22 protein-coding genes are annotated in these 26,747 nt (G+C 50.7%); 2 read left to right on the top strand and 20 right to left on the bottom strand.

All coding sequences use genetic code 11. The annotated features are described in order from the left end of the window. Nucleotides 1-206: 206 nt before the first annotated feature. The 13 genes from HI950_RS37290 to HI950_RS16470 form a co-directional block, all read right to left on the bottom strand. Entirely contained in the window at nt 207-3,194 is a 2,988-nt protein-coding gene (locus tag HI950_RS37290) for a transglutaminase domain-containing protein (RefSeq protein WP_223285322.1), read from the bottom strand. Beyond that, nucleotides 3,181-4,689 carry a DUF58 domain-containing protein gene (locus HI950_RS16525; protein ID WP_169086017.1) on the bottom strand — a complete coding sequence of 503 codons (1,509 nt, stop codon included), beginning with the start codon at nt 4,687-4,689 and terminating at the stop codon, nt 3,181-3,183. Before HI950_RS16525 ends, HI950_RS37290 begins: the two co-directional genes overlap by 14 nt. Beyond that, nucleotides 4,686-5,705: an AAA family ATPase gene (locus HI950_RS16520; RefSeq protein ID WP_169086015.1), complete on the bottom strand. Its 1,020-nt coding sequence runs from the start codon at nt 5,703-5,705 to the stop codon at nt 4,686-4,688. The genes HI950_RS16525 and HI950_RS16520 overlap by 4 nt, the downstream gene beginning before the upstream one ends. An 82-nt stretch (nt 5,706-5,787) precedes the next feature. Continuing rightward, nucleotides 5,788-7,119 (bottom strand): polysaccharide deacetylase family protein, encoded by a 1,332-nt coding sequence (locus tag HI950_RS16515; protein WP_169086013.1) that lies wholly within the window; start codon nt 7,117-7,119, stop codon nt 5,788-5,790. Nucleotides 7,120-7,303: 184 nt separating this feature from the next. Beyond that, nucleotides 7,304-8,431, bottom strand: a complete 1,128-nt coding sequence (locus HI950_RS16510; RefSeq protein WP_169086011.1) for a stalk domain-containing protein — start codon at nt 8,429-8,431, stop codon at nt 7,304-7,306. Nucleotides 8,432-9,077: 646 nt separating this feature from the next. Next, a complete protein-coding gene (locus HI950_RS16505) occupies nt 9,078-9,920 on the bottom strand; it encodes a MetQ/NlpA family ABC transporter substrate-binding protein (RefSeq protein ID WP_169086009.1) in 843 nt (280 codons plus the stop codon). Between the two features lie 54 nt (nt 9,921-9,974). Then, nucleotides 9,975-10,637, bottom strand: a complete 663-nt coding sequence (locus HI950_RS16500; RefSeq protein ID WP_223285321.1) for a methionine ABC transporter permease — start codon at nt 10,635-10,637, stop codon at nt 9,975-9,977. Continuing rightward, nucleotides 10,634-11,635, bottom strand: coding sequence for a methionine ABC transporter ATP-binding protein (locus HI950_RS16495; RefSeq protein WP_169086134.1), 1,002 nt, complete (start codon nt 11,633-11,635; stop codon nt 10,634-10,636). The genes HI950_RS16500 and HI950_RS16495 overlap by 4 nt, the downstream gene beginning before the upstream one ends. A gap of 243 nt (nt 11,636-11,878) precedes the next feature. Continuing rightward, nucleotides 11,879-12,472, bottom strand: coding sequence for a lipoprotein BA_5634 family protein (locus tag HI950_RS16490; protein WP_169086007.1), 594 nt, complete (start codon nt 12,470-12,472; stop codon nt 11,879-11,881). A 308-nt stretch (nt 12,473-12,780) separates the two neighbouring features. Then, nucleotides 12,781-13,266 (bottom strand): thioredoxin-dependent thiol peroxidase, encoded by a 486-nt coding sequence (gene bcp, locus HI950_RS16485; RefSeq protein WP_169086004.1) that lies wholly within the window; start codon nt 13,264-13,266, stop codon nt 12,781-12,783. 61 nt (nt 13,267-13,327) lie between these two features. Continuing rightward, on the bottom strand, nt 13,328-14,119 hold the full coding sequence (locus tag HI950_RS16480; RefSeq protein WP_169086002.1) for an ABC transporter permease: 792 nt from the start codon (nt 14,117-14,119) through the stop codon (nt 13,328-13,330). A gap of 5 nt (nt 14,120-14,124) precedes the next feature. Continuing rightward, nucleotides 14,125-14,919, bottom strand: a complete 795-nt coding sequence (locus tag HI950_RS16475) for an ABC transporter permease (protein ID WP_169086000.1) — start codon at nt 14,917-14,919, stop codon at nt 14,125-14,127. Continuing rightward, nucleotides 14,916-15,941 (bottom strand): ABC transporter ATP-binding protein, encoded by a 1,026-nt coding sequence (locus tag HI950_RS16470; protein WP_169085998.1) that lies wholly within the window; start codon nt 15,939-15,941, stop codon nt 14,916-14,918. Before HI950_RS16470 ends, HI950_RS16475 begins: the two co-directional genes overlap by 4 nt. 370 nt (nt 15,942-16,311) lie before the next feature. On the opposite strand from HI950_RS16470, the gene HI950_RS16465 reads away from it, so the two are divergent. Both HI950_RS16465 and HI950_RS16460 read left to right on the top strand, forming a co-directional pair. After that, nucleotides 16,312-17,370, top strand: coding sequence for an LCP family protein (locus tag HI950_RS16465; protein ID WP_169085996.1), 1,059 nt, complete (start codon nt 16,312-16,314; stop codon nt 17,368-17,370). A gap of 89 nt (nt 17,371-17,459) precedes the next feature. Then, nucleotides 17,460-18,773 carry a glutamate-1-semialdehyde 2,1-aminomutase gene (locus tag HI950_RS16460; protein WP_169085994.1) on the top strand — a complete coding sequence of 438 codons (1,314 nt, stop codon included), beginning with the start codon at nt 17,460-17,462 and terminating at the stop codon, nt 18,771-18,773. Between the two features lie 92 nt (nt 18,774-18,865). Here the strand turns inward: HI950_RS16460 and HI950_RS16455 are convergent, their stop codons facing one another. The 7 genes from HI950_RS16455 to HI950_RS16425 form a co-directional block, all read right to left on the bottom strand. Then, nucleotides 18,866-20,020 carry a PQQ-dependent sugar dehydrogenase gene (locus HI950_RS16455; RefSeq protein ID WP_223285320.1) on the bottom strand — a complete coding sequence of 385 codons (1,155 nt, stop codon included), beginning with the start codon at nt 20,018-20,020 and terminating at the stop codon, nt 18,866-18,868. Between the two features lie 100 nt (nt 20,021-20,120). After that, nucleotides 20,121-20,975 carry an inositol monophosphatase family protein gene (locus HI950_RS16450; protein WP_169085992.1) on the bottom strand — a complete coding sequence of 285 codons (855 nt, stop codon included), beginning with the start codon at nt 20,973-20,975 and terminating at the stop codon, nt 20,121-20,123. Nucleotides 20,976-21,081: 106 nt separating this feature from the next. Then, nucleotides 21,082-21,900, bottom strand: coding sequence for a sulfite exporter TauE/SafE family protein (locus HI950_RS16445; protein WP_169085990.1), 819 nt, complete (start codon nt 21,898-21,900; stop codon nt 21,082-21,084). Nucleotides 21,901-22,017: 117 nt separating this feature from the next. Then, nucleotides 22,018-23,043 (bottom strand): UV DNA damage repair endonuclease UvsE, encoded by a 1,026-nt coding sequence (gene uvsE / locus HI950_RS16440; protein ID WP_169085988.1) that lies wholly within the window; start codon nt 23,041-23,043, stop codon nt 22,018-22,020. A gap of 3 nt (nt 23,044-23,046) precedes the next feature. Further along, nucleotides 23,047-23,364 carry a hypothetical protein gene (locus HI950_RS16435; protein WP_169085986.1) on the bottom strand — a complete coding sequence of 106 codons (318 nt, stop codon included), beginning with the start codon at nt 23,362-23,364 and terminating at the stop codon, nt 23,047-23,049. Between the two features lie 759 nt (nt 23,365-24,123). Further along, nucleotides 24,124-25,239, bottom strand: a complete 1,116-nt coding sequence (locus tag HI950_RS16430; protein WP_169085984.1) for a D-alanine--D-alanine ligase — start codon at nt 25,237-25,239, stop codon at nt 24,124-24,126. Between the two features lie 23 nt (nt 25,240-25,262). After that, the gene (locus tag HI950_RS16425; protein ID WP_317618386.1) at nt 25,263-26,582 is read right to left on the bottom strand and encodes an amidase domain-containing protein; all 1,320 of its coding nucleotides are present in this window, start codon (nt 26,580-26,582) and stop codon (nt 25,263-25,265) included. Between the last annotated feature and the right edge of the window lie 165 nt (nt 26,583-26,747).

Below are 26,747 nucleotides of genomic sequence, written 5' to 3'. Positions count from 1 at the left end.
GCGAAAATTAGCAGGAGTTTTTCCAGCTATATGTTACAGTACCATTTTTTGCTGATAGAAATAAGCTCTCACTCTATTTAAGGGAATCCGATTCCGTTTGCATAAACACGACAGTCTTAATAGGGCTAAGACTATGTCATTGCAGAACAGAAGCTCATTATTTTTAGAGAGAGCCCATACAATAAAAACCAGCTCCACCATATCGCTTAATCGTTATTATGAGCTTTGACATCGAAGGTCCGCTTCTTCCGCTCCTTTTTCTGCTTTGCGGCGGGGCGCTTCGATTTGTGTACGGGCTGTTGTTTGTCGAGCACGCGCAAAACGGTTCGCAGCGCGGCTGGCATCGGCGCACCCGGCCACGGGCCTGGCGGTGCGAAGTGCGCCTCCTCGATCCAGCTCGTAAGCTGGCGGAGCGCGTCCTGCTGCTCCGCCGCGAGCGCCGGTTCTGCGGCGATCGCGTATTCACGCGCAGTCAGTCCCTGCGCGTGCTCGCCGAAGCGGCGATGCAGCAGCGGCGCCAGCGCAGCGGCGACGTCAATAAAGCTGTCGCGCAGCCGCTCGTCTGTCGCTCGCTCTTTTTGACTGCGCCCGCGTGCTTTGCCGCGGCGCGATGGAGCTCTGTCCGTCACAGGGTTATGTGACGGATAGGGCGCGGCTGCGCCGGCGAGCTTCGCGATGCCGGCGTGGGCCGCGCCGTAGCGGCGCAGCGCCAGCCCCAGGCGAAGCCGCTGGTGCTGCGCCGCAGCAATGGCCGCGGCGGCGAGCGCTAGCGCCGCCGCGCCTGCGGCAGCTACAGCGGCGGGCGATGCCGCCGCTGCGCCCTTGGCGGCGCTCCGCGCCGCCTGCGCGAGGGCGTCTGCCCCTCGCGCCACGGCAGAGGCGGCTTGCTCAGCCGCCGCCTCAATCCATGCGAGGCCCGCTGAGCTCGCCCCGCTAAGACCAAAGGCCTCGGTGCCTACGCCGCTCGCCAGCGCTGCTCCCATCGTGGGAGCAGCGAGCGCGCCGCCCGCAGAACCGGCGGACGCGACATTAACTACGCCGTTAAATCCCGGCGTTGGATCAAACGGCACCCAGCCTGCGCCTGGGAAATACACCTCGACCCAAGCGTGGGCGTCAGAGCCCTTCACCTCATAACTCACCAGCTGATGGCTATCCGAGCTAGCGCTCTTACCATTTGAGCTTCCCGCGTCTAGCGCACTTCCTCCCAATCCCGCTTTATCGGAATTCGCCTTGCTTAGTCTATCCTGACCCAAGCCTACTTCATCCGAATTCGCCTTACTCAGGCTATCTTGAATCAAGCCCGCTTCATCCGAATCCACTTTGTCCAGTCTATCCTGACCCAAGCCCGCTTCATCGGAATTCGCTTTGCCCAGCGTACTCTCGCTCGCGCTTGCTCCACCAGCGTTTTCCCCACCAAGCATACTGCCCGAGCTTATGCTGACAGGAGTGCCGGAAGTAAAGCCCTTCACCCACCTAGCGGGGATGCCTTGCGAGCGAAGCAGTACGACCATCGCCGTAGAGAAATGCACGCAGTAGCCTTCGCGCTGCTCAAATAGGAAATGATCAACAAAGTCGCTGCCCTCCGGCGGCGTTGTACTGCCTTCCAACGTGTAGGTATAGCTCCTTTTGAGAAAATCCTCGATCGCCTTTACCTGGTCATAACGGCTCGTAACCCCGCCCCCCGCAACCTCTGCGGCTAAGGCGGTTACCCGGCTTGGAAGCGCCGAGGGCAGCTGCAAATAAGGCTCAAGCTCAGCTTCCGATAAGCTGGAAGCCTCTGTAGCTTTACCGTCTTCGCCTAAAACCACTTCTCCATCCGAACGGCTTAATGCGCGGAGCTGCTCCTCATCTGTGATTGACAGGACGCTTTCCACCGTATAACGCTCCACCTTCGCCGTATCCGACTGCGGGTATAAAGAGCTCTTCCTGTCATTGTATACATAGCTTCCCAGTTTGCGGCGAGGATCGGCTGCAACAAGCTCCGTTACGCGACCGAACAAGCCTGATGTAAAAAGAGGCATCCCTGCAGTCGGCTTGGCCCAGACGACTGTTTGCTGAATGACCAGGCCGAGCTGATTGCTTCCTGCATCCTTCGCAGCCTGCGCCGACGCCGCAACATCAGAGCCGCGAACCGGCAGCAGCACTGGATTGCTGACCGTATTTTGCCAGCCGCGCCCATCATATAAAATCTTCGATTCTCCGCGCCAATAAGCCTTGACAGAGGAGGCTCCCATAAATATTACACTATCGTCCTTCCGTACAGGCGCTCCAAGCTCGCTATCGTCAAATCCATAGCCCGTAAATGCACCGCCAAACTGATCGAAGCCAGTTTGACCCATAACCGTAACCGAGCCCTTCTGCTGACCTAGTGAATGAACAGCTTGCTCAATTCGATCGTTAAAGGTGTTCGTCCAGCTTGCGGGCGGCATAGAAGCCTCACGGCCGCTTGCAAACAGCAAGCCGCAGCCCAGTATGGTCAGCACGACAAAAACCGATCCAGTCAACCAGCGCATATCAAGCCCTTTTAGCTTGCCGATGCCACAATCAATAATCCGTTGCACACGCGGAACGGAGACAATCGCGCCAAGCAGAAGACCTTCTGCAACGGTACGCATCAAGCCGCCCATCACATCATGGCCGAGCCATACATGAAGCGTAATTAAATAAACGAGTGTGAGGCAAGCGATGCCCAGCGCTGTCTGACGCATCCAGAGCAGCGCTTGCAAGGCCGGAGCAAGCATCGCCCAGCCGATAAACAGCAGCAGCGTCCGAAGCTCTCCAGACATGGCCCACAGCCCATTTTCCACTAGCAGCATAATATGGTCCTTCAGCATCACCGGAAAGCCGAGAAGCCATTGCAGGCTGCTCTGGTCAGCGCCCTTATACAGCCACATGAGGCTTAGCACGCACAATATCATATTCATCGAAAGGGTAACGGCAAACGGCATTCGAAACAATCCCGCCAGCATCACGATGCCAATCACAAGCAGCAGCGGCCCCGGGTTGTATATATTCGACCATGTGCCAGCATTCATCCATGGCAGCAGCCATTCCGCAAGCAAGCCGAATAGAAGCAGGCTAGTGATCATGCGGTAGCCGAACGACTCCTCTTCCGCTTCACGGCTCGACAGTTTACCGCCATCCTGAAGTCCTTTTCCCGTACGGTCCGCGATAAAGCTTTTATGCAAGCTCATGAGCTGCCCCTCCTTCCTCTGCCTCGGCATAAGGAAGTGCGTCCATACCCGCAGGAACATGCAGCCACGTCACTTTGACGCCGCCGCATTCCAGCCACTTCTGCTGCTCTCGCATAGCGAAGGAAGGCACGTTCGCTCGTGTAACGATAAATAGCTCCACCCTGCAGCCTTGCTCAGCAGCATATCCGGCCAGCTCGCCCCAGCTCCGTCCACCTCTCCAATCGGCGGTGAATACGAGTATCGTGCCTCCTCGATGAAGCGAATTCGATCCTTTAACAAAGCTTCCTGCCAGCGAGCCCTTACCATCCGCACGGAGCAAAGCCATCGCATGCAGCATATCGGTCAAGCCAGTCTGCGACGCTCCGTCAGAAGATGAATGCATTGCTGTCTGACCCTGTCCAAGGAGCAGCGTTATGGCACTCCCGAAAGAAGCAGCTTGTGAAATGGCAAGCGCAGACCATCCTACGCAAGCATCGAACAGACGATCATCCCTCTCGTATGCAGAGGCGAGCGTATCGACGGCAATGATTGTTTTGACAGGCTGCTCCTGTGTATAGATTTTCGTCTGAAGCCCCCGGCCTTTGGCCGCGCTGCGCCAGTCCAAGTGCCGCAAGGAATCACCCTCGCGATAGGGACGGCTATCTGGCCCGATCCCCGCTGCTTTTACCGCTGCTTCAATTTCCTCCCGTCCCGCTTCTCCGCGAGGGTCCATAGCTCTGCTGACGACCAGCGAAGGCGCTGCATGAGCTGCAGTACCGAAGGAACGTTCTGGCCGATACACAGTATCTACTGTTGGCAACCCAGGCAGAACGACAAACTCCGACTTCGCTTCCATTCGTTTATGAATAGCTGTGAGTCCAAGCCAGTCTCCTACCGTAACAGTCACATGCTCGAAGGGATGCCTCCCGCGGCGCAAATGGTGCAGCGTATAGCTGAAGCTTGTTTCTTTGCGAAGCAGCGGAGTAAACACCGAACGAACGCTTATTTCGCGATTGGCGGATGAGCTTTCGTTAACCGTTTGTTCTCTTACCGCTAACCAAACGAAGGGAACGAGATAGGATCTCCTGACAGCTAAACGAATCGTCAGCTGTCCACCGTCTCGCGTCTCTCCTCTAGGCATCGACCGATAGGCACTTAAACCAGCCGCACCCATTATTGGAGCTATCCCGCTAACGACGATAATCATGCTAAGAACCGCCGCCATAAACCACTCCACCGCGCCGCCCCGCAGTATAATCGCCGCCAAGCTTCCTGCCCAGCCGACAGCAATGATCCCCCAGGCAATCCATCTTGTACGGTAGGCACCCGCAAGCTCCTCTTGCTCTTGGTCAACCTTTTTCACTTGTTCCGCAGCTGCCTTCTGTCCGTTGACAGCATTCCTATCGCCAGCACGCTGCTCTGCGTTTACTTGCTCTTGTGATGAATATAGGCTCTCCGTCACATCTGTCTCCTGCTGCTCCTCCGTCAATCTACCATCCTGAAAAGGTGCATTCATCTCCGCTTCTCGCTTCCTGCGGCAGCCGGCATCTTGCATTCGCGAATCGTCCGGCTAATGACAGCAGCAGCATCACTGCCACTGGCGTGAGCGTTGAAACGAAGCGATAATCGATGCGGCAGCACTGCGTCGGCCGTCGCTAGCAAATCATCAGGAATCGCATAGCCGCGCCCCTCCATATAGGCATTGGCCTGCGATGCCCGCAGCCAGTCGCGCAGCGCGCGCGGACTTAGCCCCAGCATGACCTCCGGCGCGCGGCGTGTCGCATCCGCCACCTGCACCATATATTCAAGCAGCGCTGGATGCATATGCGTCTGACGCGCCTCCGCCTGCATTTGCAGCCATTCCTCGGTTGCAATGACGGGACGGAGCCGTTCCGGCTCGATCCGATTGCCGTCTGCATACTGCGCCAGCATCCGCTTTTCTTCTGCGGAGCCAGGATAACCAATCGTCAGACGCATCATAAATCGGTCCAGCTGCGCTTCCGGCAGCGTATTTGTTCCCTCGAAGCTAAGCGGATTTTGTGTCGCGATCAGCATGAAAGGAACGGGCAGCTTGCGGGTTTTGCCTTCCACCGTAACACGTCTCTCCTCCATCGCCTCAAGCAGTGCAGACTGCGTACGCGGCGACGTACGGTTAATCTCATCGGCAAGAACCACATTGCCCATAATCGGGCCAGGCCGATAGACAAGCTCGCTAGTTCGCGCATCCAATACGACTCCGCCTACGATATCAGCCGGGAGCATGTCGGACGTAAACTGAATTCTTTTAAAATCGCCGCCTACCGCTCTCGCGAACGCCTGCGCAAGCAGCGTTTTGCCAACGCCTGGCACATCCTCTAGCAGCACATGACCGCCTGCCAGCAACGCGGTTAACGTATTTCGAATGACCTGCTGCTTTCCTAGCAGCACGTTCTCTACCTTTACTAGCAATCGATGCAGCAGCACCTGCGGCGCTTCCGGCCAGTGGCTATAACGATCCTCTTTCGCATCATCTGAAAATTGGGGAGAAATCATCGTATAAATCGCCTCCTGAAAAATAAATCTATCTATTTTTCAGTGTCCCCAGCTTTCTCTCTCTTTAGACCTGCTAGAAGCGCTATGTTTGTTCTGTCACCCAAATTTCACGCTGCTGCTCGTTATAAATATATTTCGTAATCTCCATTCCGAATTTTTGCAGCGTCGATCGCACCGGAACAACAATTTCGTCCGCTTGTTCCGTAGACGTTTGGCTAGCCTGGCTGGGCAGAGCAAGCACGCGATTGCCATCTACGTAAGCTTCAATCGCGCCGTGGTCTATATCGAATTCTACGGTGCCATAAACCCACTCCGTCAGCTTAAACAGCGATACCTCTATAGTGCCGTCTCTTAAGACGTAATCCTTCGCTCCAAGCGCCAGACTTTCCTGGCCGCGGTGCAAAATGAGGCTCGGCGCATTATTCTTCGTCTGCGCAAGCAGGACGCTTTGACCAAGCTTCTCTGAAAATTGAACCAGCTTCGCCTTCTCCAGCTTTGTCGCCTGCGCCCTAGTCCATTTCAGCTTCTTGGCAACCTTGAATTGAATGGGATCTATTTGATCCGTTAACTTTGCAAATGCATAGCCTTTGCTTTTGTAATATTTAATAATAGCCGGCAGCGCCTTAACGGACTCCGCATGCCCCGCGCTGTCATGAAGCAGCACATTAAGCGTTTTGGCAAGCTTGGAGTTTTTTATCGTGGTCAAAATCTCGGAGGCAGGCACGCCTATCCGCTTTGAATCCCCGCTGTCCACATTCCAGTCATGCACTTGATAGCCTGCTGCGGCCATCGCATCGAAGTAGCTCCGGTCAAAATTGCTATACGTGCCTCCCGGTGCCCGAACCAGCGTCGTTCTTACGCCGGTTGTTCGGTAAATCGCCTCGTCGGTTTTCATGATCTGTTCCGCAAACTCGGCAAAACCTCCATATAATCGCTCATATTTATGATTAAATGTGTGATTGCCGATCGAATGGCCTTCTTCAACGATTCGCTTAGCGATTTTCGGCTGCTTCAGCACATGCTCGCCGAGCACAAAAAACGTCGCCGAAATCCCTTCCTGTTTCAATATATTAAGAACTTGCTCCGTATTTTCACTTGGGCCGTCATCAAAAGTTAAATACAAAATCTTCTGGTTCGGATCGACCGGCGCCGCCTCTTCTCTATCATTTTGAGGAGCCGTCACAGAAGGCTCTGCCTTTCCGCTCTCCTGCTTCACATCATTTTCATAGGATACCTGCTTAGCTAGAAGCGGCTTAGCTTCATAATAAGTAGTGAACGAGGCAACTGCTTCCCTTGCCTGCACGATTTCCCGCTCATTAGCGCCCTCGCTCTTATAAGCTGTAAAGCCCCCCATCTCAAACAATCCAAACCATACGACCATAACACCAATCGTCGCCAGCAACACACGCCGCATTCACTCTGCCACCCTTCTCTACCTATGAATAAAACTCTTATTCATTCTGATAGATTATATGAGCAGCTTCTCTAGTAAATGACTAAGCCCTTAGCTTTCCTAGATAAAAAAAGCCAATCACGGCTGTTGACCGTCATTGGCTTTCGTTACAGGAAACATAAAGGCATTAGGAATGTGTCCTTGCCTATTCAGAAATCTTTAGACTATACGTATTATTATCCTTGTCATAAGGGAATTCATTTTTGAATAAAAGCATATCGCCTTCGCGCTTGACGATCTTCAGAAAATCACCAATATAAGGCGTATCGTTCGTTTCTACATATTCCTGCTGCTTCGCATCAAGCAGCTCTTTGTAGAGAACGGTAACGGTCTCTGTATCCCTGTCAACAAGCTTCAGTATTCCACTCTTGTTTGCGCGCAGCAGGAGCACATCCTTATCGAAATACTCGACAAAATAATTGTCATCTTCTCCGCCTAGCCTCACTAAATCGATCGTTTCAATTAATTTTCCGCTGCCGTCCTCGATCAGCCGAAGCGTTTTCCCATCGAGCAATACGAGTTGGTCATTTATTATTGAGACATTTTTCTCTAATCGATTCCAATAATGTACGCTGGATTGCTGAATAACCTTTCCATCTTCCAGTATAAGTGTGAAATATTGATTATTAAGATGCGGCTCTCCGTAGTTATCGTATAAATTCATAAGCAGCAGACCGCCCTTCGTTTTTTGGAAATCGACGTTCAAATACTCTCTAATCGGAATTCCTAGCTTAGCAAGCTTACGCTGTACGCCTTTGGTGTCAGTAACGTAGATATCACCGCTCTTGCCCTCTACGGCATATTTCATTCCCTCATGAGCAAATTCGTATTTTTTGAACGTTTGCAGCTGATTAGCCTTGAACGTCTTGGTGCCTGCGTCCCATGTTGTGTTTTTACCATTAAGCGCGCGGACTACAAAACGGGCAGGCAGATAAAGCTCTTTATTATGAAGGAATGGAGCACTCTCCAGCTTAATCATTTTCCCGTCCAGCATGCTGGTAAGATTGCCGATCCGTACGGCAAAAGATTTCCTCCAGCCATTGAACTGAGCGCGTTTGCCGGTAGAGTCCCAGCTCAGCTCTAGCCGCGACTGATTGATTACGCCAGTCATCGGTATGAACGTGACATCGTTCTTCACAAGTGCTGTTCCAGTAATGCTCCCAGTTCTGCCGTCATCCCAGCTGAACTGATATTTTGCCTGCGCCGCAGCTCCAGCAGTAGTCGGAAGGATAAGCAATAAGGCCAAAATAAAGATTGTAAATCCCCATTTCATTATCAATCATCTCCTCATCTTCAATTAACTGGATTTTACATCTGTTAATAACGCACATTCGTCTATAAAAGTTGCGATACCGGAAAACGTACACCAATCAGCTCGGATCGAATACGACTCCATACATTAGAACATCCTCTAACCGTTGTAGATAAACCGAAATTACAGGAAAATGTCCATCAAATTTGTCTGATATACCTGTAAATAAACCATTTAGCTGGAGTACCTCCCGTTAATGAAGCACATTCACCCCAATTGGTTAAAAAATCGAAAATTAACGGGAGAAAATCCTTCTAAACCTGATTTTCGCCTTATATTTCTAGAATTAAAAGGAGCTTTTCCCGTTAATCTTGCTGACAGAACGCGTTTTGGTGGTGAGATTGACAGGTAGCTCGGCGGTGGACTGGTGGGTCGATGGATCGGTGGGATTATGGTGGGTTGACAGGACGTTAGATTGGTTTAGCGGGAATGTGATTAGTCAGCGTGGCGGTAGATTGGTAATGGGTTGGTGGGTTGGTGCGTGCGTGGGTTGGAATTTTTCATATCGGGAGTCTATTATTCCCTATACGAATCCCCTCATGTTTCAAGTCTTCTCAATAAAAAGCCCCTGCCAGCTTGGCAGGGGCGCTTCTTAACCTATTGGCGCTTAAAATGCTGCTACGATCGCGCCTTTATATTTTTCTTCGATAAATTTCTTTACTTCAGGCGAACGAAGCACTGCTGCGAGCTTTTGAATTGCCTCGGAGTCTTTGTTGTCAGGACGCGAAACCAGTATGTTTACATACGGCGAGTCTTTGCCTTCGATGAACAGCGCATCCTTTGTTGGAACAAGATCAGCTTCAAGCGCATAGTTCGTGTTGATGAGCGCAAGATCTACTTCGCCAAGCACGCGCGGCAGCGTCGCTGCCTCTACTTCTGTAATTTCAAGCTTCTTCGGATTTTCGGTAATGTCTGCTACTGTACCGTTAACGCCCACGCCGTCCTTCAGCGTCAGCAGCCCGTTCTCTGCCATAAGCGCAAGCGCGCGTCCGCCGTTTGAAGGATCATTAGGAATAACGACTTTTGCGCCTTCCTTCAGCTCATCAATCTTTGTTATTTTTTTCGAGTAAGCGCCGAAGGGCTCGATGTGAACGCCTGCAACGTTAACAAGATCATAGCCTTTATCCTTGTTGAATTGCTCTAGATAAGGTGTATGCTGAAAAAAGTTAGCATCGATATTTTTTTCGTAAAGCTGCGTGTTCGGTTGAACATAATCGTTAAACTCCATAACTTCCAGGTTTACGCCCTGCTCCTTCAGCATCGGCTTCACGAATTCCAGCAGCTCCGCATGCGGCACAGGAGACGCGCCTACCTTCAATGTAACCTCTTCTGCTCCTTGTCCTGCTTCACCATTCGCATTTGTATTACCCTCGGCAGTTTTGTCTTGTCCGCATGCTGTTAATGCGAACATTAGCATCATAGCTATGATCATATAGCTTGTCTTTTTCATGTTCTTTCCTCCAAAGTTGTTATTTTATTTTAAAAGGCATAGCTCTCAAAACATTTACTTTCTGCTATAACGACGGACCAGAGCATCGCCAATCGATTGCAGCACCTGAACGAGTACGATAAGCAGGGCAACGGTCACGAGCATCACATCGGTCTGGAACCGCTGATAGCCGTAGCGCAGCGCCAGATCGCCAAGCCCGCCCCCGCCGATGACGCCTGACATCGCCGTATAGGAGACGAGCGTAACCGCCGTGATCGTCACCGCGGCGAGCAGGCTCGGACTGGATTCGCGCAGCAGCACGCGCCGCACGATATCCCATTTCGAAGCGCCCATCGCCTGAGCTGCTTCAATGACGCCGCGATCCACCTCCCGCAGCGATGTTTCTACCAGCCTCGCGAAGAAAGGTGTAGCCGCAACGACGAGCGGTGGAATCGAGCCCTCCACGCCAAGCGTCGTTCCCGTAATCAGCTTGGTGAGCGGCATAATCAATATCATAAGAATGACGAACGGAACGGAACGCAGCACGTTGACGATAAACGAAAGCACGCCATAAACGATAGGCTGCTGCAGCAGCTGTCTGCGGGACGTTAAAAACAGGATGATGCCGATTACTAATCCTAAAATAATTGTAAAGAATAGCGAGGCGGCCATCATATAGAGCGTATCCTTGGTCGCATCCCATATCTCCGGCCATCGAACATTTTCGAAGCTCATCATATCGCCTCCACCTCCAGACCATCCTTGCGAAGCACGTCAATGACCCGTTCAATCTCCTCATTGCTGCCGATCAGCTCCACGATAAGCTGGCCATATGGCGTCTGCTTCATGCGTGATACGGTACCCTGCAAAATAGCGAATTGCACCGATGTTGGCTTCACTGCATTATACAGAATCGGCTCATAGGTCAAATCGCCGATGTAAGTCATTCGAAGCAGACGCCCCGTGCGACCGCGCAGCAGCTGGCCGTTGGCCCCGCTGTCCGACACTTGATCGACGAAGTCCCGGGTAACGGGATGCTCAGGCCTGAGAAAGACGTGAAGCACGTCGCCCATCTCAACGATTTCGCCTTGATCAATGACCGCCACGCGGTCGCAAATCGAACGAATGACGTTCATTTCGTGAGTAATGAGCAAAATGGTAATGCCAAGCTTTTCATTAATATCGAGCAATAAGGACAATATCGAATTCGTCGTTTGCGGGTCAAGCGCCGATGTGGCCTCATCGCACAGCAAAACGTCCGGATTGTTTGCCAGCGCCCTTGCAATGCCGACCCGCTGCTTCTGGCCGCCCGATAGCTGCGCAGGAAATTTGTCTGCGTGACCATCAAGCTGAACAAGCTTCAGCAGCTCGTCTACACGCTTGTTCACTTCAGCCTTCGAAAGCTTAGCCAGCACAAGCGGGAAGGCAATATTATTCCTAACCGTGGACATCGACAGCAGATTGAAATGCTGAAAAATCATTCCGATACGCCGCCGCTGCGTCTGCAGCTGCCGCTCGGACAAGCCAGTCAATTCCACGTCCCCCACAGTCACAGTGCCCGACGTCGGCTTCTCGAGCAGATTGACACAGCGCAGCAGCGTGCTTTTCCCCGCGCCGGAATGTCCGATAATGCCGAATATTTCACCTTTTTTAACCGATAAACTAACGTCTCGAACTGCTTCGACCGAAACAGCTCCTACACGGTAAGATTTTTTGATGTTAATGAGCCTAATCAGTTGTATAACCCCCCATAGGACAAGCAATACAATATTGTATTAATGAGTCCGCTTGCTGTCAATGTCAAAATTAAACAATTAATGTAAATTCACCGTTCAACCCCCTCTATTTCACGGTTGGGTAAGCTTCCTCTATTGTTTCCCCGTTCCAATTTTTTACTCTGGCAGCTGCCGTGGGAACAAAGCAAAAAAGCGCCCTGCAAGTCGATTTAACGACTCGCGGGCACCTATTAGGTTGTGCTGTTATTTTACGCTGACTAGCTGTTGTGTCTCCACCTCAAACGTTCCCATTAAACGTTCAGCATTTTTTTTGGTTTTCATAACCGCCATCGTTTTTTCCTTCTCTTGCAACGCTTGCCAATGGGAGTCCTCAAGCACGACAAACACATCTACATAGGCTCGGCCATCCCCAATAATGATATTTCCTTCATATTTGACCGGCAGCGTGCTTTTGCTCCCTATAACCTTGTCCGCCTCTTGCTTGGCGAATAATAAGCCCTCTCCTTCTGAAACCGGGGGCAATGAAAGCAAAGTTTCCGTGTTTCCATCCTCGTTTACTTTTGTAAGCAGCTTTTTTTGGATCAACGCATCAATCGTCTTTTGCGACAGATACATGATCTTTTTTCCGTCAGCATCTGCAGTTTTGATTGCAAACACATCACTTGCAGCAATTTGCTTAGCATGGTTCTTTAAAACGGCATCTATCTGCTGCTTCTCTCCGTAGGCAATGATCCCGTCCGCTTGCGGGAAAATGTTGTCCATTATTGCTTTCCCGCCAAACACCGCGATTAGGATGACTGCGACAACAGCCAGTACGATTGTTAACCCTCTTTTCATCTTCCATCTCCTCTGCTTTTCATATGAATGGTCCTATATTTAAAAGGAATCTTGCCCTGTGAAAATAACAACAATAATAACGGCAGCGACAGTCGTGATCGTTTTTATCCATTTGTTCATTTGTTGTTGCCTCCTTCGCGTGTTGTTTATCTACTACCTATCCTATAGAAACGACCGAATGTCAGCCATCGATTTGAGTGACAATTTTGGTGACAGGTTTGTAAGGTACGCTGGGCCAAAATAAAAAAATGGACGGTGCAGATATCGTTCTCTGCGCCGTCCATTTTCAACTTACTATATGCCTCGTATTACCCTGTAACCTTTGGCTGCAATTGCTGCACCGCTTCAAGCACCTGCTGTGCATGCCCCTTTACCCTTACCTTGCGCCATTCCTGAACCAGCTTGCCTGACGCATCAATCAGAAACGTCGACCTCACTAGTCCCATATACTCCCTGCCGTATAGCTTTTTTAATTGCCATACGCCGTAAAGCTCGCACACAGCGTGCTCCGTATCCGCCAGCAGCAGGAAAGGCAGCTCCTTCTTCTCTATAAAGCGCTGATGCGATTTTACCGTATCGAGGCTGATGCCCAAAATAACGGTGTTATGCTTCAGCATCTCCACGTTTGCATCGCGAAAGTCGCAGGATTCCTGTATGCAGGCTGTCGTCATATCCTTCGGATAGAAGTAGAGAACTACATTTTGCCCGCGATAATCACGAAGTGAAACATCGTTACCATTTGATGCCGGCAATACGAAATCCGGTGCTGTATCTCCAATTTGAAGCTGTGTCATTTAACGTCCTCCAAAAACAACTTGTAATGGTACCGCAAGCGCGGTGCTCGCAGTGATCAGCCTAAGAGCCCGCTCCGCGATAACGCTTCACTCCGTGGTTCCATAGCCACAGCCCCAATGAGAATACGATAATGCCCATGACAGGCGTCAGCAGCGCAAGCTGTGACAGGTCATCAGCCTTTTTCTCAAGGAAATAGGATGCTGGAATTACTCCGACGAAAGCGAATGGCAGCAGCCAGGTCAGCACGAACCGAATCATTTTGTTATAAATGTTAACCGGGTAGCGGCCGTAGTTTTGAATGTTGTACATCAGCGGCACGATGCCGGTCGGCGCGTCGGAATAGAAGGATATGGCGCTGAGCGCCGTATACAGTCCCGCATAAATGAGAACCGCGCCCAGCACGAGCAGCATGAGCATCAATAAATCGAGCAGTTGGAACGGCAGATCGAGCTGCGCCCAGCAGAGAACCATTATTATCGCTCCGACGAAGGAACCGATTAGCGACGGCGGATCAACATTTTCGAGCAGCACCTGATATAGGCTATGGGCCGGTCTTGTCAGAACGCGATCCATCTCTCCTTTTACGATATAGCGCTCGCTGAAATTCCAAATGCTGAAAAAGGTGCTGAACACGCCGTAAGGAATCATGAAGAAACCATAGACGAACACAACTTCAGCCTCCGACCAGCCCCCAAGGGACGGCGTATGCTGGAACACAATCAAGATGAAGATGAGGTTCATCCCTTGGAACAATAAATCAGACAGCACCTCAACCCAGAAATCGGCGCGGTAGGTCAGCCTTGTTTTTGCGTAGTTTTTAATATATTCCCAGAACAATGATGCGTATCTCATGACTATTAACCCCCTTGCACGAACAGCCGCTTGCGAGCAGCGCGCCACGTCAGCCAGATTGGCACCAGCAAACCTACAAACCATAGCACTTGAATGCCGAATACAGGCAGCACTTCGCTGCTCGGCGTCCGTCCCGTAAATACGGAGCTCGGCAAATAGGTGATGGCTTGGAACGGCAGCCACTGCATGATTGCGGAGAGCCAGCCTGGGAAGAAGGCAATCGGCACGACCACGCCGGAAAACAAATCGACCATAACCCGTTTCATCCGCATCATGCCTTCGTTATTTTCAACGAAAAACGCGAACAAGCCGGTCAAAATATTAATTTGTGAATTGATAAGAAAGCTAAAGAACAGCATGACAAGATAAATGAGCCATGTCATCGGATCTGTAGGCAGCGTAACCGGGAATATGAGACAAACGATAATCATCCCCGGCACCATGAACAGCAGCATGCGGAATAAGCCTTCGCCGAAGCCCTGCATCATTTTGACGAATAAATAGGAATAGGGCCTGATCAGCTGAACAGCTACGCTGCCGTCCCGAATTTCATTCGCGATCTCGCGGTCAAGGTTGTTGAAGTAAAAGGCGCGAGCCATCCATGACACGGCGACGTAAGTCGTCATTTGAGTCACGGTAAAGCCAGCAAGCGTCTCCTTATCGCCGTAAATCGCCTGCCACAGAAAATAATAAGCGCCAATGTTAATGGCATAAATAATAATTCCGCTATAATAATTAACGCGATAAGCAAGCATCATGATAAACCGTATACGAATAAAATCGATATAAGCGCTCATCATGACTGGGCCGTCTCCTTCGCCGCTTGCGCGGAGCCTGAGGAATAAATGCTGCGAACGATATCGTCCGTGTTGGTCTCAATGATTTTGATATCGCGTATTTCAACGCCGCCTACTACGCATGCCAGCGCATCGGATACATTAACGGCATGCGGCAGCCACATTTTCGCGCTCACTTCATTTTCCATCGTCCAAGTTACATTCAGTGAATGGGTCAGCTGCTGAAGGACTGCAAGAGGCGTATGCCCTGCAAAATGGAACTGAATTTCCCGGCCCTTGCTCCACCGGCTCTTCAAGTCATCAAGTCCGCCATCATAAATGATGCGGCCGTCATCCAGCATGATAACTCGTGAGCAAAGCGCCTCAATATCCTGTAAATCATGTGTCGTCAGCAAAATCGTCGTTCCCTGCTCCTTGTTCATTTGAAGGAGAAAATCGCGAATTTCCGTCTTCACGACGATATCGAGGCCGATTGTCGGCTCATCAAGAAAAAGAATGGATGGATTGTGCAGAAGCGAAGCGACAAGCTCGCAGCGCATCCGCTGTCCGAGGCTAAGCTTCCGAACGGGACGATTGAGCAAATCGCCAAGCTGAAGCCGCTCAACGAGCTCGTTCAGCCTCTTGCGGAAATCCGCTTCGGAAACGCGATATACTTTGCGCAGCAGCTGGAACGATTCAATTACGCCGATGTCCCACCATAGCTGGGAGCGCTGGCCGAATACGACGCCGATGCCGTTTACGAACTTCTCGCGATCCTTAAACGGCACGTAGCCGTTCACCTTGAGCTCGCCTGACGTTGGCACCAAAATGCCCGTCAGCATTTTGATCGTTGTCGACTTGCCTGCTCCATTTTCTCCTATATAGCCGCATATTTCGCCTTGCGGAATTTGAAAGGAAATATCTTTAACCGCCGTTACCTCATTGTACTCGCGTTTAAACAAGTCCTTGAGGGCGCCGGATAAGCCTTCACGGTTTTTCTGCACGCTGAACTGCTTGCGTAAATCCTTTACATCTATTGCTAACATCTGGTTGATATAGCCCCTTTCACTTCGACATTTCCTAGGAAATGCCGATCTTTTTTTACCTAAAACGATAAAACTTGCTTCTGCATGTCGTTCAGCTTTATAATTTTATGATATGTAATCATACAGTAGTTCACGCCTAGCGTAAACGGCTGAGTCTGCAAGAGGATAGCGCAGCTTCCGTTTGCTGATGAAATATAAGTTATTGATCTGGCCTTATTGCGTTCTTATATTTCTAGCGTAAACAGCTCCGCTAACCTTCTACTGTAAGCGGACCATTCGCTATGCCATCTTTGCTCATGCTTACATTTGAAATGTACCCTCCTTGGGACAAAAAGATCCAGCAGCATCTGAAGGGAGCACGTCTAACGAAATGCCTAAACAGACGAATAAGAAAAAAAGATGGAAATGGTTATACATTAGCCTCGCCGTAATTCTTGGTGCAGCAGCAGCTTTTATCATTTACTGGAGCGTAGGCATCTATAATGCGCTCGATAATTTCAGCGATCCAGAGGAGACGAAGACGCCAGTCGACAACGTCGAAGCAACCCCTGTTCCGATTCCCGAATGGGAAGGCAAGGAACGCGTAAATATTTTGCTGCTCGGCGGTGACGCTCGTGGAGTAGATGAGGGCGAAGCGGCTCGTTCGGACTCCATATTGGTCGCTTCCTTCGATCCCGTTACCAAGAAAGCGCATCTGTTCTCCGTGCTTCGCGATACTTACGTCAACATCGAAGGACATGGCAGAGGCCGGATCAATACTGCGCTCACTCTGGGAGAATATCCGCTAGCGATGAAAACAGTCGGCGACCTGCTTGGTCTCGACATTCAATACTATGTATATACCGACTTTGAAGGCTTTAAGAAGCTGATCGATACGATTGGCGGCATTTACTTCGACGTCGAGAAAGATATGCATTATACGGACAATGCGGACGGCAACCGCTATGATATCGATCTCAAAAAAGGGTATCAGCTGCTGGACGGCGACAAAGCGCTTCAGTACGTTCGCTTCCGTCATGACGCCATGAGCGATTTCACGCGAACCGAGCGCCAAAGAAACTTCCTGCAGGCAGTTTCCAAAGAGCTTCAATCGACCTGGAACATTATCAATATGAAAAAAATTCTCGACAGCGTACAGCCTTACGTCAAAATGAACATCAGCGTGCCTGATATGCTGAAGCTCGGCCAGCTTGGCGTCAAAAGCCATGTAGCCAGCACAACGCAAATACCGCCGATGGAGCTGATCGCGGAAGACCGCGTTGGCGGCGCATCCGTCATTGGAATCAGCGACGAGGATGAGCTTCGCGCCTTCGTACAAATGACGCTAGAGCAGGACGATACGGTGCCAACGCCTACCGAATCCACCACGCCAGTCGACGGTGCGACCAGCAGCTCGAGCTCCAATTCCAATTCCAGCTCGAAAGAATAACCTATAAATACACGCAACGGCTTGTCTCAAGTTGCGTGTATTTTGCTTCTTGTAATACCCACAACCCATTCTATTGGAGGCTACTATCCATGGCAATACAACGACCAAATTCAGATAAGCTTTATGAAGAAGCGCTGCAGCATATCGTCGGCGGCGTCAACAGTCCCTCCCGTTCCTACAAAGCGGTAGGCGGCGGCGCGCCGGTGTTCATGAAACGCGGAGAAGGCGCTTATTTCTGGGATGTCGACGACAACCGCTATATCGACTATTTGGCGGCATACGGCCCCATTATAACCGGACATGCTCACCCGCATATAACTGAAGCGATCGTTCGCGCCGCGCAAAATGGAACGTTGTACGGCACGCCAACAGAGCTTGAAATTACACTCGCCCGCATGCTGAAGGAAGCGATCCCTTCGCTTGACAAGGTTCGGTTCGTCAATTCCGGCACGGAGGCCGTAATGACGACTATTCGCGTCGCGCGCGCCTATACGAAGAAAACCAAAATCATCAAGTTCGCAGGCTGCTATCACGGCCATTCCGACCTCGTGCTCGTCGCGGCAGGCTCTGGTCCTTCCACGCTTGGCATTCCCGATAGCGCCGGCGTTCCCGCCAGCATCGCCAGCGAGGTTATTACCGTGCCGTTTAATGACCTCCCTGCGCTGAAGGAAGCGCTAGATCGCTGGGGCCACGAGACGGCAGCCGTTATGGTTGAGCCGATTGTCGGCAACTTCGGCATGGTCATGCCGCATGAAGGCTTCCTAGAAGGGCTGTGCAAGCTCACTCGCGATGCCGGCGCACTCGTCATCTATGACGAGGTCATCAGCGCCTTCCGCTTCCATTATGGCGCTGCACAGACATATGTCGCTTTCCCTGATCATCAAGCGATCGAGCCGGACTTGACGGCGCTTGGCAAAATCATCGGCGGCGGCCTTCCGATCGGCGCTTACGGCGGACGCCGCGAAATTATGGAGCAGGTCGCTCCGCTCGGCCCTGCCTACCAAGCGGGCACGATGGCCGGCAACCCTGCCTCCATCTCGGCAGGCATCGCCTGCTTGGAGCTGCTTCAGGAGCCGGGCATTTACGACCGTATGAACGCCCTCGCTACCAAGCTGGCGGCTGGCCTCCATGCTGCCGCGAAGCAGCATGGCATCCCGCTCACGATCAACCAAATTCGCGGCTCGTTCTCGGCTCATTTTTGCGACCATCCCGTTACCAACTACGATGAAGCGCAGGATACGGACGGCGAGCTGTTCGGCAGATTTTTCAAACTCATGCTGGAGCAGGGCATCAACCTCGCGCCATCCAAATACGAAGCTTGGTTCTTCACGACGGCGCATACAGAGGCCGACATTGATGAAACCATTCATGCGATTAATCACGCTTTCGCTAAATTAAACTAACAACAGTGCGTTATGCACACAAAAACGAGCAGACCTTAGAGGACTGATCGTTTTTTTACTATATGTCGCTATATGATCAATTTGCTAATTGGCTACTCAATAGGTTTAAGCAGCAGCAAACGATCATCCGTCTTTGAAGGGATGCCGCGCCCGTCGGTATTGTTCGTAATGACGTAGATCCGTCCATCCTTTATTTTCACATCCCGCAATCTGCCTTCCCCTTCGAATAGGACTGCCATTTCTCTCGTTGCCGGGTCGTAACGATAAAGCGCTCCCCCCATCAAGGTCGCAATCAAAATACGGTTGCTCTCATCAATCGTCGCTCCCGAAGGCGCAATCGCCTTTTTCCCTGAATGGTAAATCGGGGTTATCATTCCCTCATGCTCATCATCCCCATAAATGGTCGGCCAGCCGTAATTGCCGCCCGCTTTAATGATGTTGATCTCGTCATGCCCGCCGGGATCTCCTGATGGACCATGCTCTGTATTAAACATCACACCCTCGTGATTCCATACGAGTCCTTGCGGATTGCGATGCCCATACGAATACACATAAGAGCCGGGGAACGGATTATCCTCTGGCACCTTGCCCTCCGGCGACATACGCAAAATTTTGCCCGCCAAGCTGTTGCGATCCTGTGCCAGCTCCCGTTGCTGCGCATCGCCTGTCGTCACATAAAGCATATTGTCCGGCCCAAAAGCCATCCTTCCGCCATCATGATTGGCCGCGCCCGGTATACCTTCTAGCAGAGCGCGTACCTCATCCCATTGCTCGCCATTTTGCTTCAGAAGTACAACTCTGTTCAAAATACGGCCCTTCTCCTCGTAGGTGTGATAGGCATAAGCCAGCTTTGACTTTGCAAAATCCGGTGCCAGCAGGAAGCCAAGAAAGCCTCCCTCGCCGATACCATGCACGCCTTTACTCAAATGGACCGCTTGACGGGTCATTTTATTGCCATCAACCTTGACAATATTTCCTTCTCGTTCGCTAATATATACGATATCCTCATCGAATGTTATAACCCACGGCACATGAAGCTCCTGCGCCAGCACCTCGTACGCCGCGGCTGTATCATCCGTTTCTGCCGACTCATTCGTCTCCGCTTCTTGCGGCTTGTCCGTCGCTTCGGATACTGGCGTAGTTGCTGTTGGCTGCGATTCGGAAGTTTCATTTGACTCGCATGCAGCCAGCATACCTACGCATACCATCGTCATCATCAGTGCGGCTATCCGTTTCCTTCCAGTCATTTCCGCTTGATTCCTCCCTCTCTATTGGGTAGATGCGCTTAAGCCAGAGACAGAGAAGGACACCGAAGCCGCTTGTAAGCGGTCCGCTGTCCTTCCTCCTCTATTCGCTTGCTTCCGCTTCGGCTAAAGCTTTGATTAGCTCCTCTTGAATAAGTCCATTCGATGCTACGACATTGCGAACGCCCAAATCGTAAGGCTTGCCAAGCGTATTGCTTATGACGCCGCCAGATTCCTGCACAAGCAGCGAGCCTGCCGCCAAATCCCAGCTGTTAAGACCAATTTCCCAAAATCCGCTTAACCGTCCTGCTGCAACGTACGCCAAATGCAGCGCTGCCGAGCCGGCAATACGAAGATTCCGAACCTGCGGGGCTACCGCTTGTATGCCTTTCAAATTAAGAGGAAGTGCATAATGATGATCGGCCGGCAGCCCGGTTGCAACAAGGCTTCCGCGCAGCGTATCATCTTTGGACACCTGCATCCTTTTGCCATGGACGTAGGCTCCCTTGCCTTTCTCCGCGACAAACAGCTCATCTCTCATCGGGTCATAGATAACGCCTACGATGACCTCGCCGTTGTGCGCAAGCGCGATCGACACACAAAAGTAAGGGAAGCCGTGTACGTAGTTGGTCGTTCCGTCAATCGGATCGACGATCCATAAATACTCAGCGTCGCGAATATTTTCAAGCGCACGCGTAGAAGCCTCTGGTCCGGGCTCCACACCCTCCTCGCCTAGAAAGGAATGGTGCGGAAAATGAGTCAAAATCAAATTTTTAATCAGCCTCTCCGACCCTTTATCCACTTCCGTAACAAGGTCATGCGAGGAATACTTTATATCAAGGCTGGCATGATTGCCAAGCTTCATCTTAATCCATTCTCCTGCTTTCGATGCGCAGTTGATTGCGACAGCAGTAAAGCTTTTCCCGCCTACAACGAATGCGTTGTTCTGGTCACTCACGGTCCATCACTCTTCCTCTATGTAAATTTACGATCGTTTACATTCATGTAATCGGGTATTACGTATGAGCACCTTTCAAGTTTCGCATAAGACTGTTCTCACAATATTAAAAAGATTTTAAGCCTTCAATAATTAATTGCCCAGCTAGCAGAAGCAGCGTTACCCTGAGCAGCCATAACAAGCCTTTTCCGCTCATTTTCACCGCTATTGCAGCACCAAGCTTACCTCCGATCCAAGCGCCTGGCACTAATGCAAGCACAAGCATCCAATCCGTCTCTCCCAAATAAATATGCATGCCGCTTCCAAGAATAGATGACAAAAAAATGACGAACATCGAGGTGGCCGTTGCCAAATGCGGCGGAAAACGAAACAGCAGCACCATAAGCGGCACAAACAACGACCCGCCGCCAATTCCAAATAATCCGGATATTAAGCCAACGCCAAAACCGATGGCTAGAGCCGGAACGATGCCATAGCTGTAAGTATGTACTTCACCTGATGCATCCGTCATGGTGCGGACGGTTGACCATTGTTTAGAAAACGGTTTCATGTAGTCGCGAGCAATCAGGAGCGATGCCATCAGAAGCATAAAAATGCCAAATACAAGCTGGAACACGCCGGCTGGAAGCGCGCCCGTCAATGCGGAGCCGAGCATCGCCGCTGGTCCGCTCGTGATGAAGAATAACCAGCCGCTGCGGAAATCGACAATTTTACGCTTGGCATAGCTTAACGTTGATGCAAGTGCCGTAACGACTAACACCGTTAATGAAATGCCGACAGCCGTTGCATGGCCGATCGCGTCGCCCGTAAGCACCGGACCGATCAGCATGAGCACGGGCACGATAATAATGCCGCCGCCAAGCCCGACGATGCTGCCGAACATCGCTGCTACGATCCCGAGCAGTACGAGAAGTATCCATTCCATGATGAGATCTCCTATTTCAACTTTTTCAAAACGTCTTATTTGTTTTTGGGACCTGAGAGACTGCAAACATACAATAACACCGTCAAGGACTAACCTTGACGGCGCTTGCAACAAACCTTAATGCTGAGCAGCAATTTCAACTCGTCCGCCGTCCAGCACCTTGATACCTGTTCCACTTGCTTCCATTTGCTTCAAATCTTCCATGAGCTTGAACAAAGCCTCGTCCTTGCTCTTCGCTTCAAGCATACAGTCCAAATATTCCGTGTTGAGGGCCGCGTGGCGCAAAAATTGCACCAATGGCTCTGCTTCCACAAAATCTGCATGACCACGAGGATCGGATACGCTTTTGGGACTGGAAGCATGAATTTTAGCTGGAAGCTGACTGGCGCTAGAGAAGCCAAGCCGCTCGCGTTCCTTCTGCCAGGTTAGCTCCACTCTTGGCCATAAGCCGCTATAGAGCTCGTCCTCATCAATGTCGCCCGGATTAACCGCATGATGATGAATATCGAGGACCATCGGGACTCCCACCTGCTCAGCCGCCTCAAGCGTTTCTCTTGCATTAAACGTTTTGTCATCGTTCTCAAGCGTAACCCGATGCTTAAAACGAGACGACAAGGCGCTGAATTGACGGATAAACCGCTCTGCAGCTACTGCCTTGTCGCCATATGCCCCGCCGATATGTATGTTGCACTTGGTCGCTTCGTCCAGCTCCATTGCCTCTAGCATTCGAATATGATTGAGCAAATCCAGCTCCGACTTAGCCAAAACCTCAGGTCTCGGCGTGCTGAATACGCAGAAGTGATCCGGATGAAAGGACACGCGAATTCCGTTTTTTCGAACAAATTCGCCAACCTCCTGGAAAGCAGGCGCAAGTGCCGCAAAAGGATTCCAATCCAATAAATGCTCATGAGTAGCAAGCGGGATAAGCTTGGACGAAAATCGATACATCTGAATGCCGCTAGCCTTGCAATGCTTCAAAATGCGCAGCGTGCTCCGTAGATTCTCCTCCGCAATTCTCTCCAGTTTTCGAATGCCCGCCTCGCGGTCATCCAGCTTCGAAAAATTTGCGAACGTCATCGTTCTTGACGGTGATGCATTCTCTACCTGCAAGCTCATCGCGACAAAGCCTAATCTAACGATCATCGATTAAGCCTTCTCGCCAAAAAACATCTCAAAGGCAAGCGCCGTTTGAATTTTTGCTTCTTCCTCGGTCAGCTTTCTCACGAGCTCCATCTCCACTTGTGTCACTTCTTCGCCTTGAAAATTAATTTCCGCGATAGAAGCTAAAATGCGGACAATCGCAATGGCCTCATTGGCCGGTGTATAAGCGATAACCTTCTGGCCAGTCGGAAATACGCGAAAGCCGCTCTTTACCATTTTACCCCGACCATACTCCAACAATTCATACAGCTCTTGTTCGGACTTAAATTTGCAGACTGAGTTAAATTCGGTTGCAAAACCCATTATTTTTCCCTCCTTTCAGTGAAAATTTATACCAGGCTTTTCGAACCCACCCAAACCCTCCCTTCCAAGGGAGGGCCCCAAGGGTTGCACCCTCTGGACACCCGCAACTGGACTAACGCAAGAGCTCAAGTGACGCTCAATAGCTGCGTTTGCGGTGGATCGCTTTCGTCCCTGCGGGACACGCTTACTGTTTGTGCTGGAATATTACTTTTAAGGGCATTAAACTCATAATTTCAGACGTAGTCGCACCTACCAAACTTTCCCCATTGGAGACATGCTCGAACCACCGCACTATTTGTCACGAGCTAACTGGTCGAATATTAACTTAGCGGGAAAAACTCCCGTTAAATTCACGAATTTATGCTCGAATCAGTAATTAACAGGAATTACTCCATGTAATTTGGTGTAAAGTGCCCCTTTTAGAGGATTTGCTCTTATTTAACGGGAGAAATTCCTGTTAAATCAAGTAAAAGCCGACCGATTGACCAATTAGATGGAGCTTTTCCTGTTAATTGCTCCGGCGATTTGTGTAAATGTAAAAGCCAAGCTACCGTACACAAAAATACGCCTCAATAGCTTGTCCAAATGATGAATAAAGAAAAAACTCCTTTAAGTATTTTTTGGTTACGCGGAACGCTTTTATGTACAAAACAGAGTAAAAGCACCTCCCCTGCACATAAAAACCGTGCCATACCAAAACAATAAATAAAAGATTTTTTCCCAAATCTATTCATCATGCTCGGTTACGGATTCGACGGCCTACTGTGCTGCATCGCCTGTAAAGTCTATGCGTTGTTTTTCGGCGTGGCGAGCAAGAGCCAAGGAAATTAAGGTGTCTAACAACTCTTTATATGGAATGCCGGTTTCCTTCCACATGAGCGGGTACATGCTGAATGGCGTGAAACCGGGCAAGGTGTTAACTTCGTTAATAAAAATCTGGTTATCGTTTTTGCGTAGGAAGAAATCTACCCGCGATAACCCTGAGCCGTCAATTGCCTGGAATGCGCGGACTGCCATTTCTCGAATGGATTCCGTTATTTCTGGCGATAGAATTGCTGGAATTTGCATAGTCGATTTACCGTCAATGTATTTGGCTTTGTAATCATAAAACTCATTGGAAGGCGCGATTTCGCCTGGCAGGGATGCCTTTGCATCATCGTTGCCCAGCACGCTCACTTCAATTTCGCGAGCATCTACGAACTCCTCCACGATTACTTTGCGGTCAAAGCGGAAGGCATAATTAACGGCAGCAACTAATTCTTCGCGGTTTTTGGCTTTGGATACGCCAACGCTTGATCCTAAATTAGCCGGTTTAATGAAGCAAGGATAGCCGAGCGAAACCTCGCACTCCATAATGAAGAAGGAAGCATCTCTTTCCCATTGCGTCCGGTTGAAGAAGCGGAACACGCATTGCGGCAAGCCTTCTTGGGCAAATACTTTTTTCATCAGAATCTTGTCCATCCCAACGGCAGAAGCGAGAACGCCCGCTCCGACGTATGGAATGTTCGCCATCTCGAACAAGCCTTGAATTGTACCATCTTCCCCAAATGTGCCATGCAGCAGCGGAAATACAACGTCAATGCGTGTCTCGCTGTCAGCAGACGCTCCTCCGTTTAAGCCTGCAAACAAAGGGGCGAGCGCAAAGCCTGTTTGCTTCGCCTCGCTCCCTGCAAATCGAAGCTCCTCGACACTGCTTGGACGGGCATGCAGCGCATCGCCCGTTTTCCATTCGCCTTGCTTCGTAATATAGAAAGGTTTAATTTCGTATTTGTTATAGTCAAATTCTCCCATTACAGCGTAAGCCGTTTGCAAAGAGACCTCATGCTCTCCCGATTTCCCCCCGTAAACTAAACCTACTCTAACCTTGCTCCCCATGGCATATCCTCCGGTACAATTATTTATAATAGATCTGCAATATGAAAAAAACGATATTTCGTTTGTTCCGTCCATGCATAGGAATCACGATAATCCCAATAGCGATGCCTGCTGGAAACAGTATTGGCATTCACCAGAGGCATACCGAACGAGTCAAAGGCTGTAACGATTGTACTGTGCTGAAAGCGTTGATCGCCATTCCAGTCATACGTAATGACATCGCCAAGCTGAAGCTCATCGGCAGATTGCACGACCTCCGCTCGCAAGCCTGAAGACCTGGATGCTGTCAAATAATTCGTTATCGCATTGGATACCGCCCAGCTGTAGCTCCACCATTCGCTGCCCTTATTCCGTCCTTTATACCACCAGCCCGTTTCCCTTTTACCAGTATAGTTCATAGGAGCATTGCCTGCAAAGATGCACTGCGACACGTAATGAGTACAATTCACCTCAAAAAGCTCGTAGGAAGGGTTGCCCTCGTTCCACCAGCGATCCGCATAAGCAGCAACCAAATCTCTCCTGTAACGAATGCCGGCTGGCCGGTGTTTGAATTGCTGTAATAGGTCATAATTTAAATATGGTGTTGACTGTGACGATAGATCGCCAAATAGCTCCGAATGCTCATCGACGGTCATCCAGTTATCTGAAACAGTGCCAAAACGCGGCCTGCGCTCCGATATAATCGGCTCTACACGCAGGACTTCCCAGGCATTGCCCGACAGCCCAAGCCAAAGACGCTCGAATTCGGATCTTTCCTCCATGTAAAATCGTCCAGACTGTTCCATTCTTCTTTTGATGTGAAGCCGAATGAGCACGGAAACCTCACTGGATGATTCATTAAAGCGTATGAGCTCTGCTTTTGTCTCGCTGCCTGCCGGCAGTGCGCCTCTCAGCAAATCACGCTCGCGCAGCCGCTCAAGCCTGCACCGAAGCCGGTCGCAGTGATCGGCATCCGTCACGTAATCCGTCAGCACGGTCGCATGCTGATTCGCTTCGGCTTGATTATATAAGCTCACATAGCGATGTACGGCAGATTTCCAGCCTTGCAGCTTCCCCTGCTGACTATAAGGATCGTAATCGGATGAACGCATAAGCGAATTCAGCTTAGACGTTTGCTGTTTGGCTGGCTTTGCTTCTTGTGCTGTTCTAGTCTGACTTGGCAGCTCGTGATCTGGCGTATCAGCATGCCTCTCCACTTGCAGCTCGAAAGGCGATGGCTGCTTCTGTAGAGCATGTGTTGAAGCCTTCTGCTGCGGCTTGCGCTGTGTTGCTACCGGCTTGGACGGTGGTTGGTTGCGCTTTTGACCCTGAAAGCCCTGTCCTCCGTTACCCATTCGCGACATTGCAATCCTCCTTAACCTTGTCGTGCATGCAAGCGCAGCGGCTGCAACCTAACCGCAGGCACATAAGCGTTTCGCAACAAAATATAAGCCGAAATGGATTGGCTCTTACTTATCCATCCTTATATTTTAAGGCGTAAACAGATGCGGCCGGCCGGAATAGGCGTA

The sequence above is a fragment of the Paenibacillus sp. PL91 genome, from assembly GCF_012935325.2.
In the GTDB taxonomy this organism is placed as follows: domain Bacteria; phylum Bacillota; class Bacilli; order Paenibacillales; family Paenibacillaceae; genus Pristimantibacillus.
The sequence above is the reverse complement of the archived record's forward strand: the minus strand, read 5'-3'. Positions and strand labels throughout refer to the sequence as shown.

Excerpts from the sequence above, each read along its gene's own strand:
- HI950_RS37290 (WP_223285322.1), bottom strand. The coding sequence starts at position 3,194 with ATGAGCTTGCATAAAAGCTTTATCGCGGACCGTACGGGAAAAGGACTT.
- HI950_RS16525 (WP_169086017.1), bottom strand. The coding sequence starts at position 4,689 with ATGAATGCACCTTTTCAGGATGGTAGATTGACGGAGGAGCAGCAGGAG.
- HI950_RS16520 (WP_169086015.1), bottom strand. The coding sequence starts at position 5,705 with ATGATTTCTCCCCAATTTTCAGATGATGCGAAAGAGGATCGTTATAGC.
- HI950_RS16515 (WP_169086013.1), bottom strand. The coding sequence starts at position 7,119 with ATGCGGCGTGTGTTGCTGGCGACGATTGGTGTTATGGTCGTATGGTTT.
- HI950_RS16510 (WP_169086011.1), bottom strand. The coding sequence starts at position 8,431 with ATGAAATGGGGATTTACAATCTTTATTTTGGCCTTATTGCTTATCCTT.
- HI950_RS16505 (WP_169086009.1), bottom strand. The coding sequence starts at position 9,920 with ATGAAAAAGACAAGCTATATGATCATAGCTATGATGCTAATGTTCGCA.
- HI950_RS16500 (WP_223285321.1), bottom strand. The coding sequence starts at position 10,637 with ATGATGAGCTTCGAAAATGTTCGATGGCCGGAGATATGGGATGCGACC.
- HI950_RS16490 (WP_169086007.1), bottom strand. The coding sequence starts at position 12,472 with ATGAAAAGAGGGTTAACAATCGTACTGGCTGTTGTCGCAGTCATCCTA.
- bcp (WP_169086004.1), bottom strand. The coding sequence starts at position 13,266 with ATGACACAGCTTCAAATTGGAGATACAGCACCGGATTTCGTATTGCCG.
- HI950_RS16480 (WP_169086002.1), bottom strand. The coding sequence starts at position 14,119 with ATGAGATACGCATCATTGTTCTGGGAATATATTAAAAACTACGCAAAA.
- HI950_RS16475 (WP_169086000.1), bottom strand. The coding sequence starts at position 14,919 with ATGATGAGCGCTTATATCGATTTTATTCGTATACGGTTTATCATGATG.
- HI950_RS16470 (WP_169085998.1), bottom strand. The coding sequence starts at position 15,941 with ATGTTAGCAATAGATGTAAAGGATTTACGCAAGCAGTTCAGCGTGCAG.
- HI950_RS16465 (WP_169085996.1), top strand. The coding sequence starts at position 16,312 with ATGCCTAAACAGACGAATAAGAAAAAAAGATGGAAATGGTTATACATT.
- HI950_RS16460 (WP_169085994.1), top strand. The coding sequence starts at position 17,460 with ATGGCAATACAACGACCAAATTCAGATAAGCTTTATGAAGAAGCGCTG.
- HI950_RS16455 (WP_223285320.1), bottom strand. The coding sequence starts at position 20,020 with ATGACTGGAAGGAAACGGATAGCCGCACTGATGATGACGATGGTATGC.
- HI950_RS16445 (WP_169085990.1), bottom strand. The coding sequence starts at position 21,900 with ATGGAATGGATACTTCTCGTACTGCTCGGGATCGTAGCAGCGATGTTC.
- uvsE (WP_169085988.1), bottom strand. The coding sequence starts at position 23,043 with ATGATCGTTAGATTAGGCTTTGTCGCGATGAGCTTGCAGGTAGAGAAT.
- HI950_RS16435 (WP_169085986.1), bottom strand. The coding sequence starts at position 23,364 with ATGGGTTTTGCAACCGAATTTAACTCAGTCTGCAAATTTAAGTCCGAA.
- HI950_RS16430 (WP_169085984.1), bottom strand. The coding sequence starts at position 25,239 with ATGGGGAGCAAGGTTAGAGTAGGTTTAGTTTACGGGGGGAAATCGGGA.
- HI950_RS16425 (WP_317618386.1), bottom strand. The coding sequence starts at position 26,582 with ATGTCGCGAATGGGTAACGGAGGACAGGGCTTTCAGGGTCAAAAGCGC.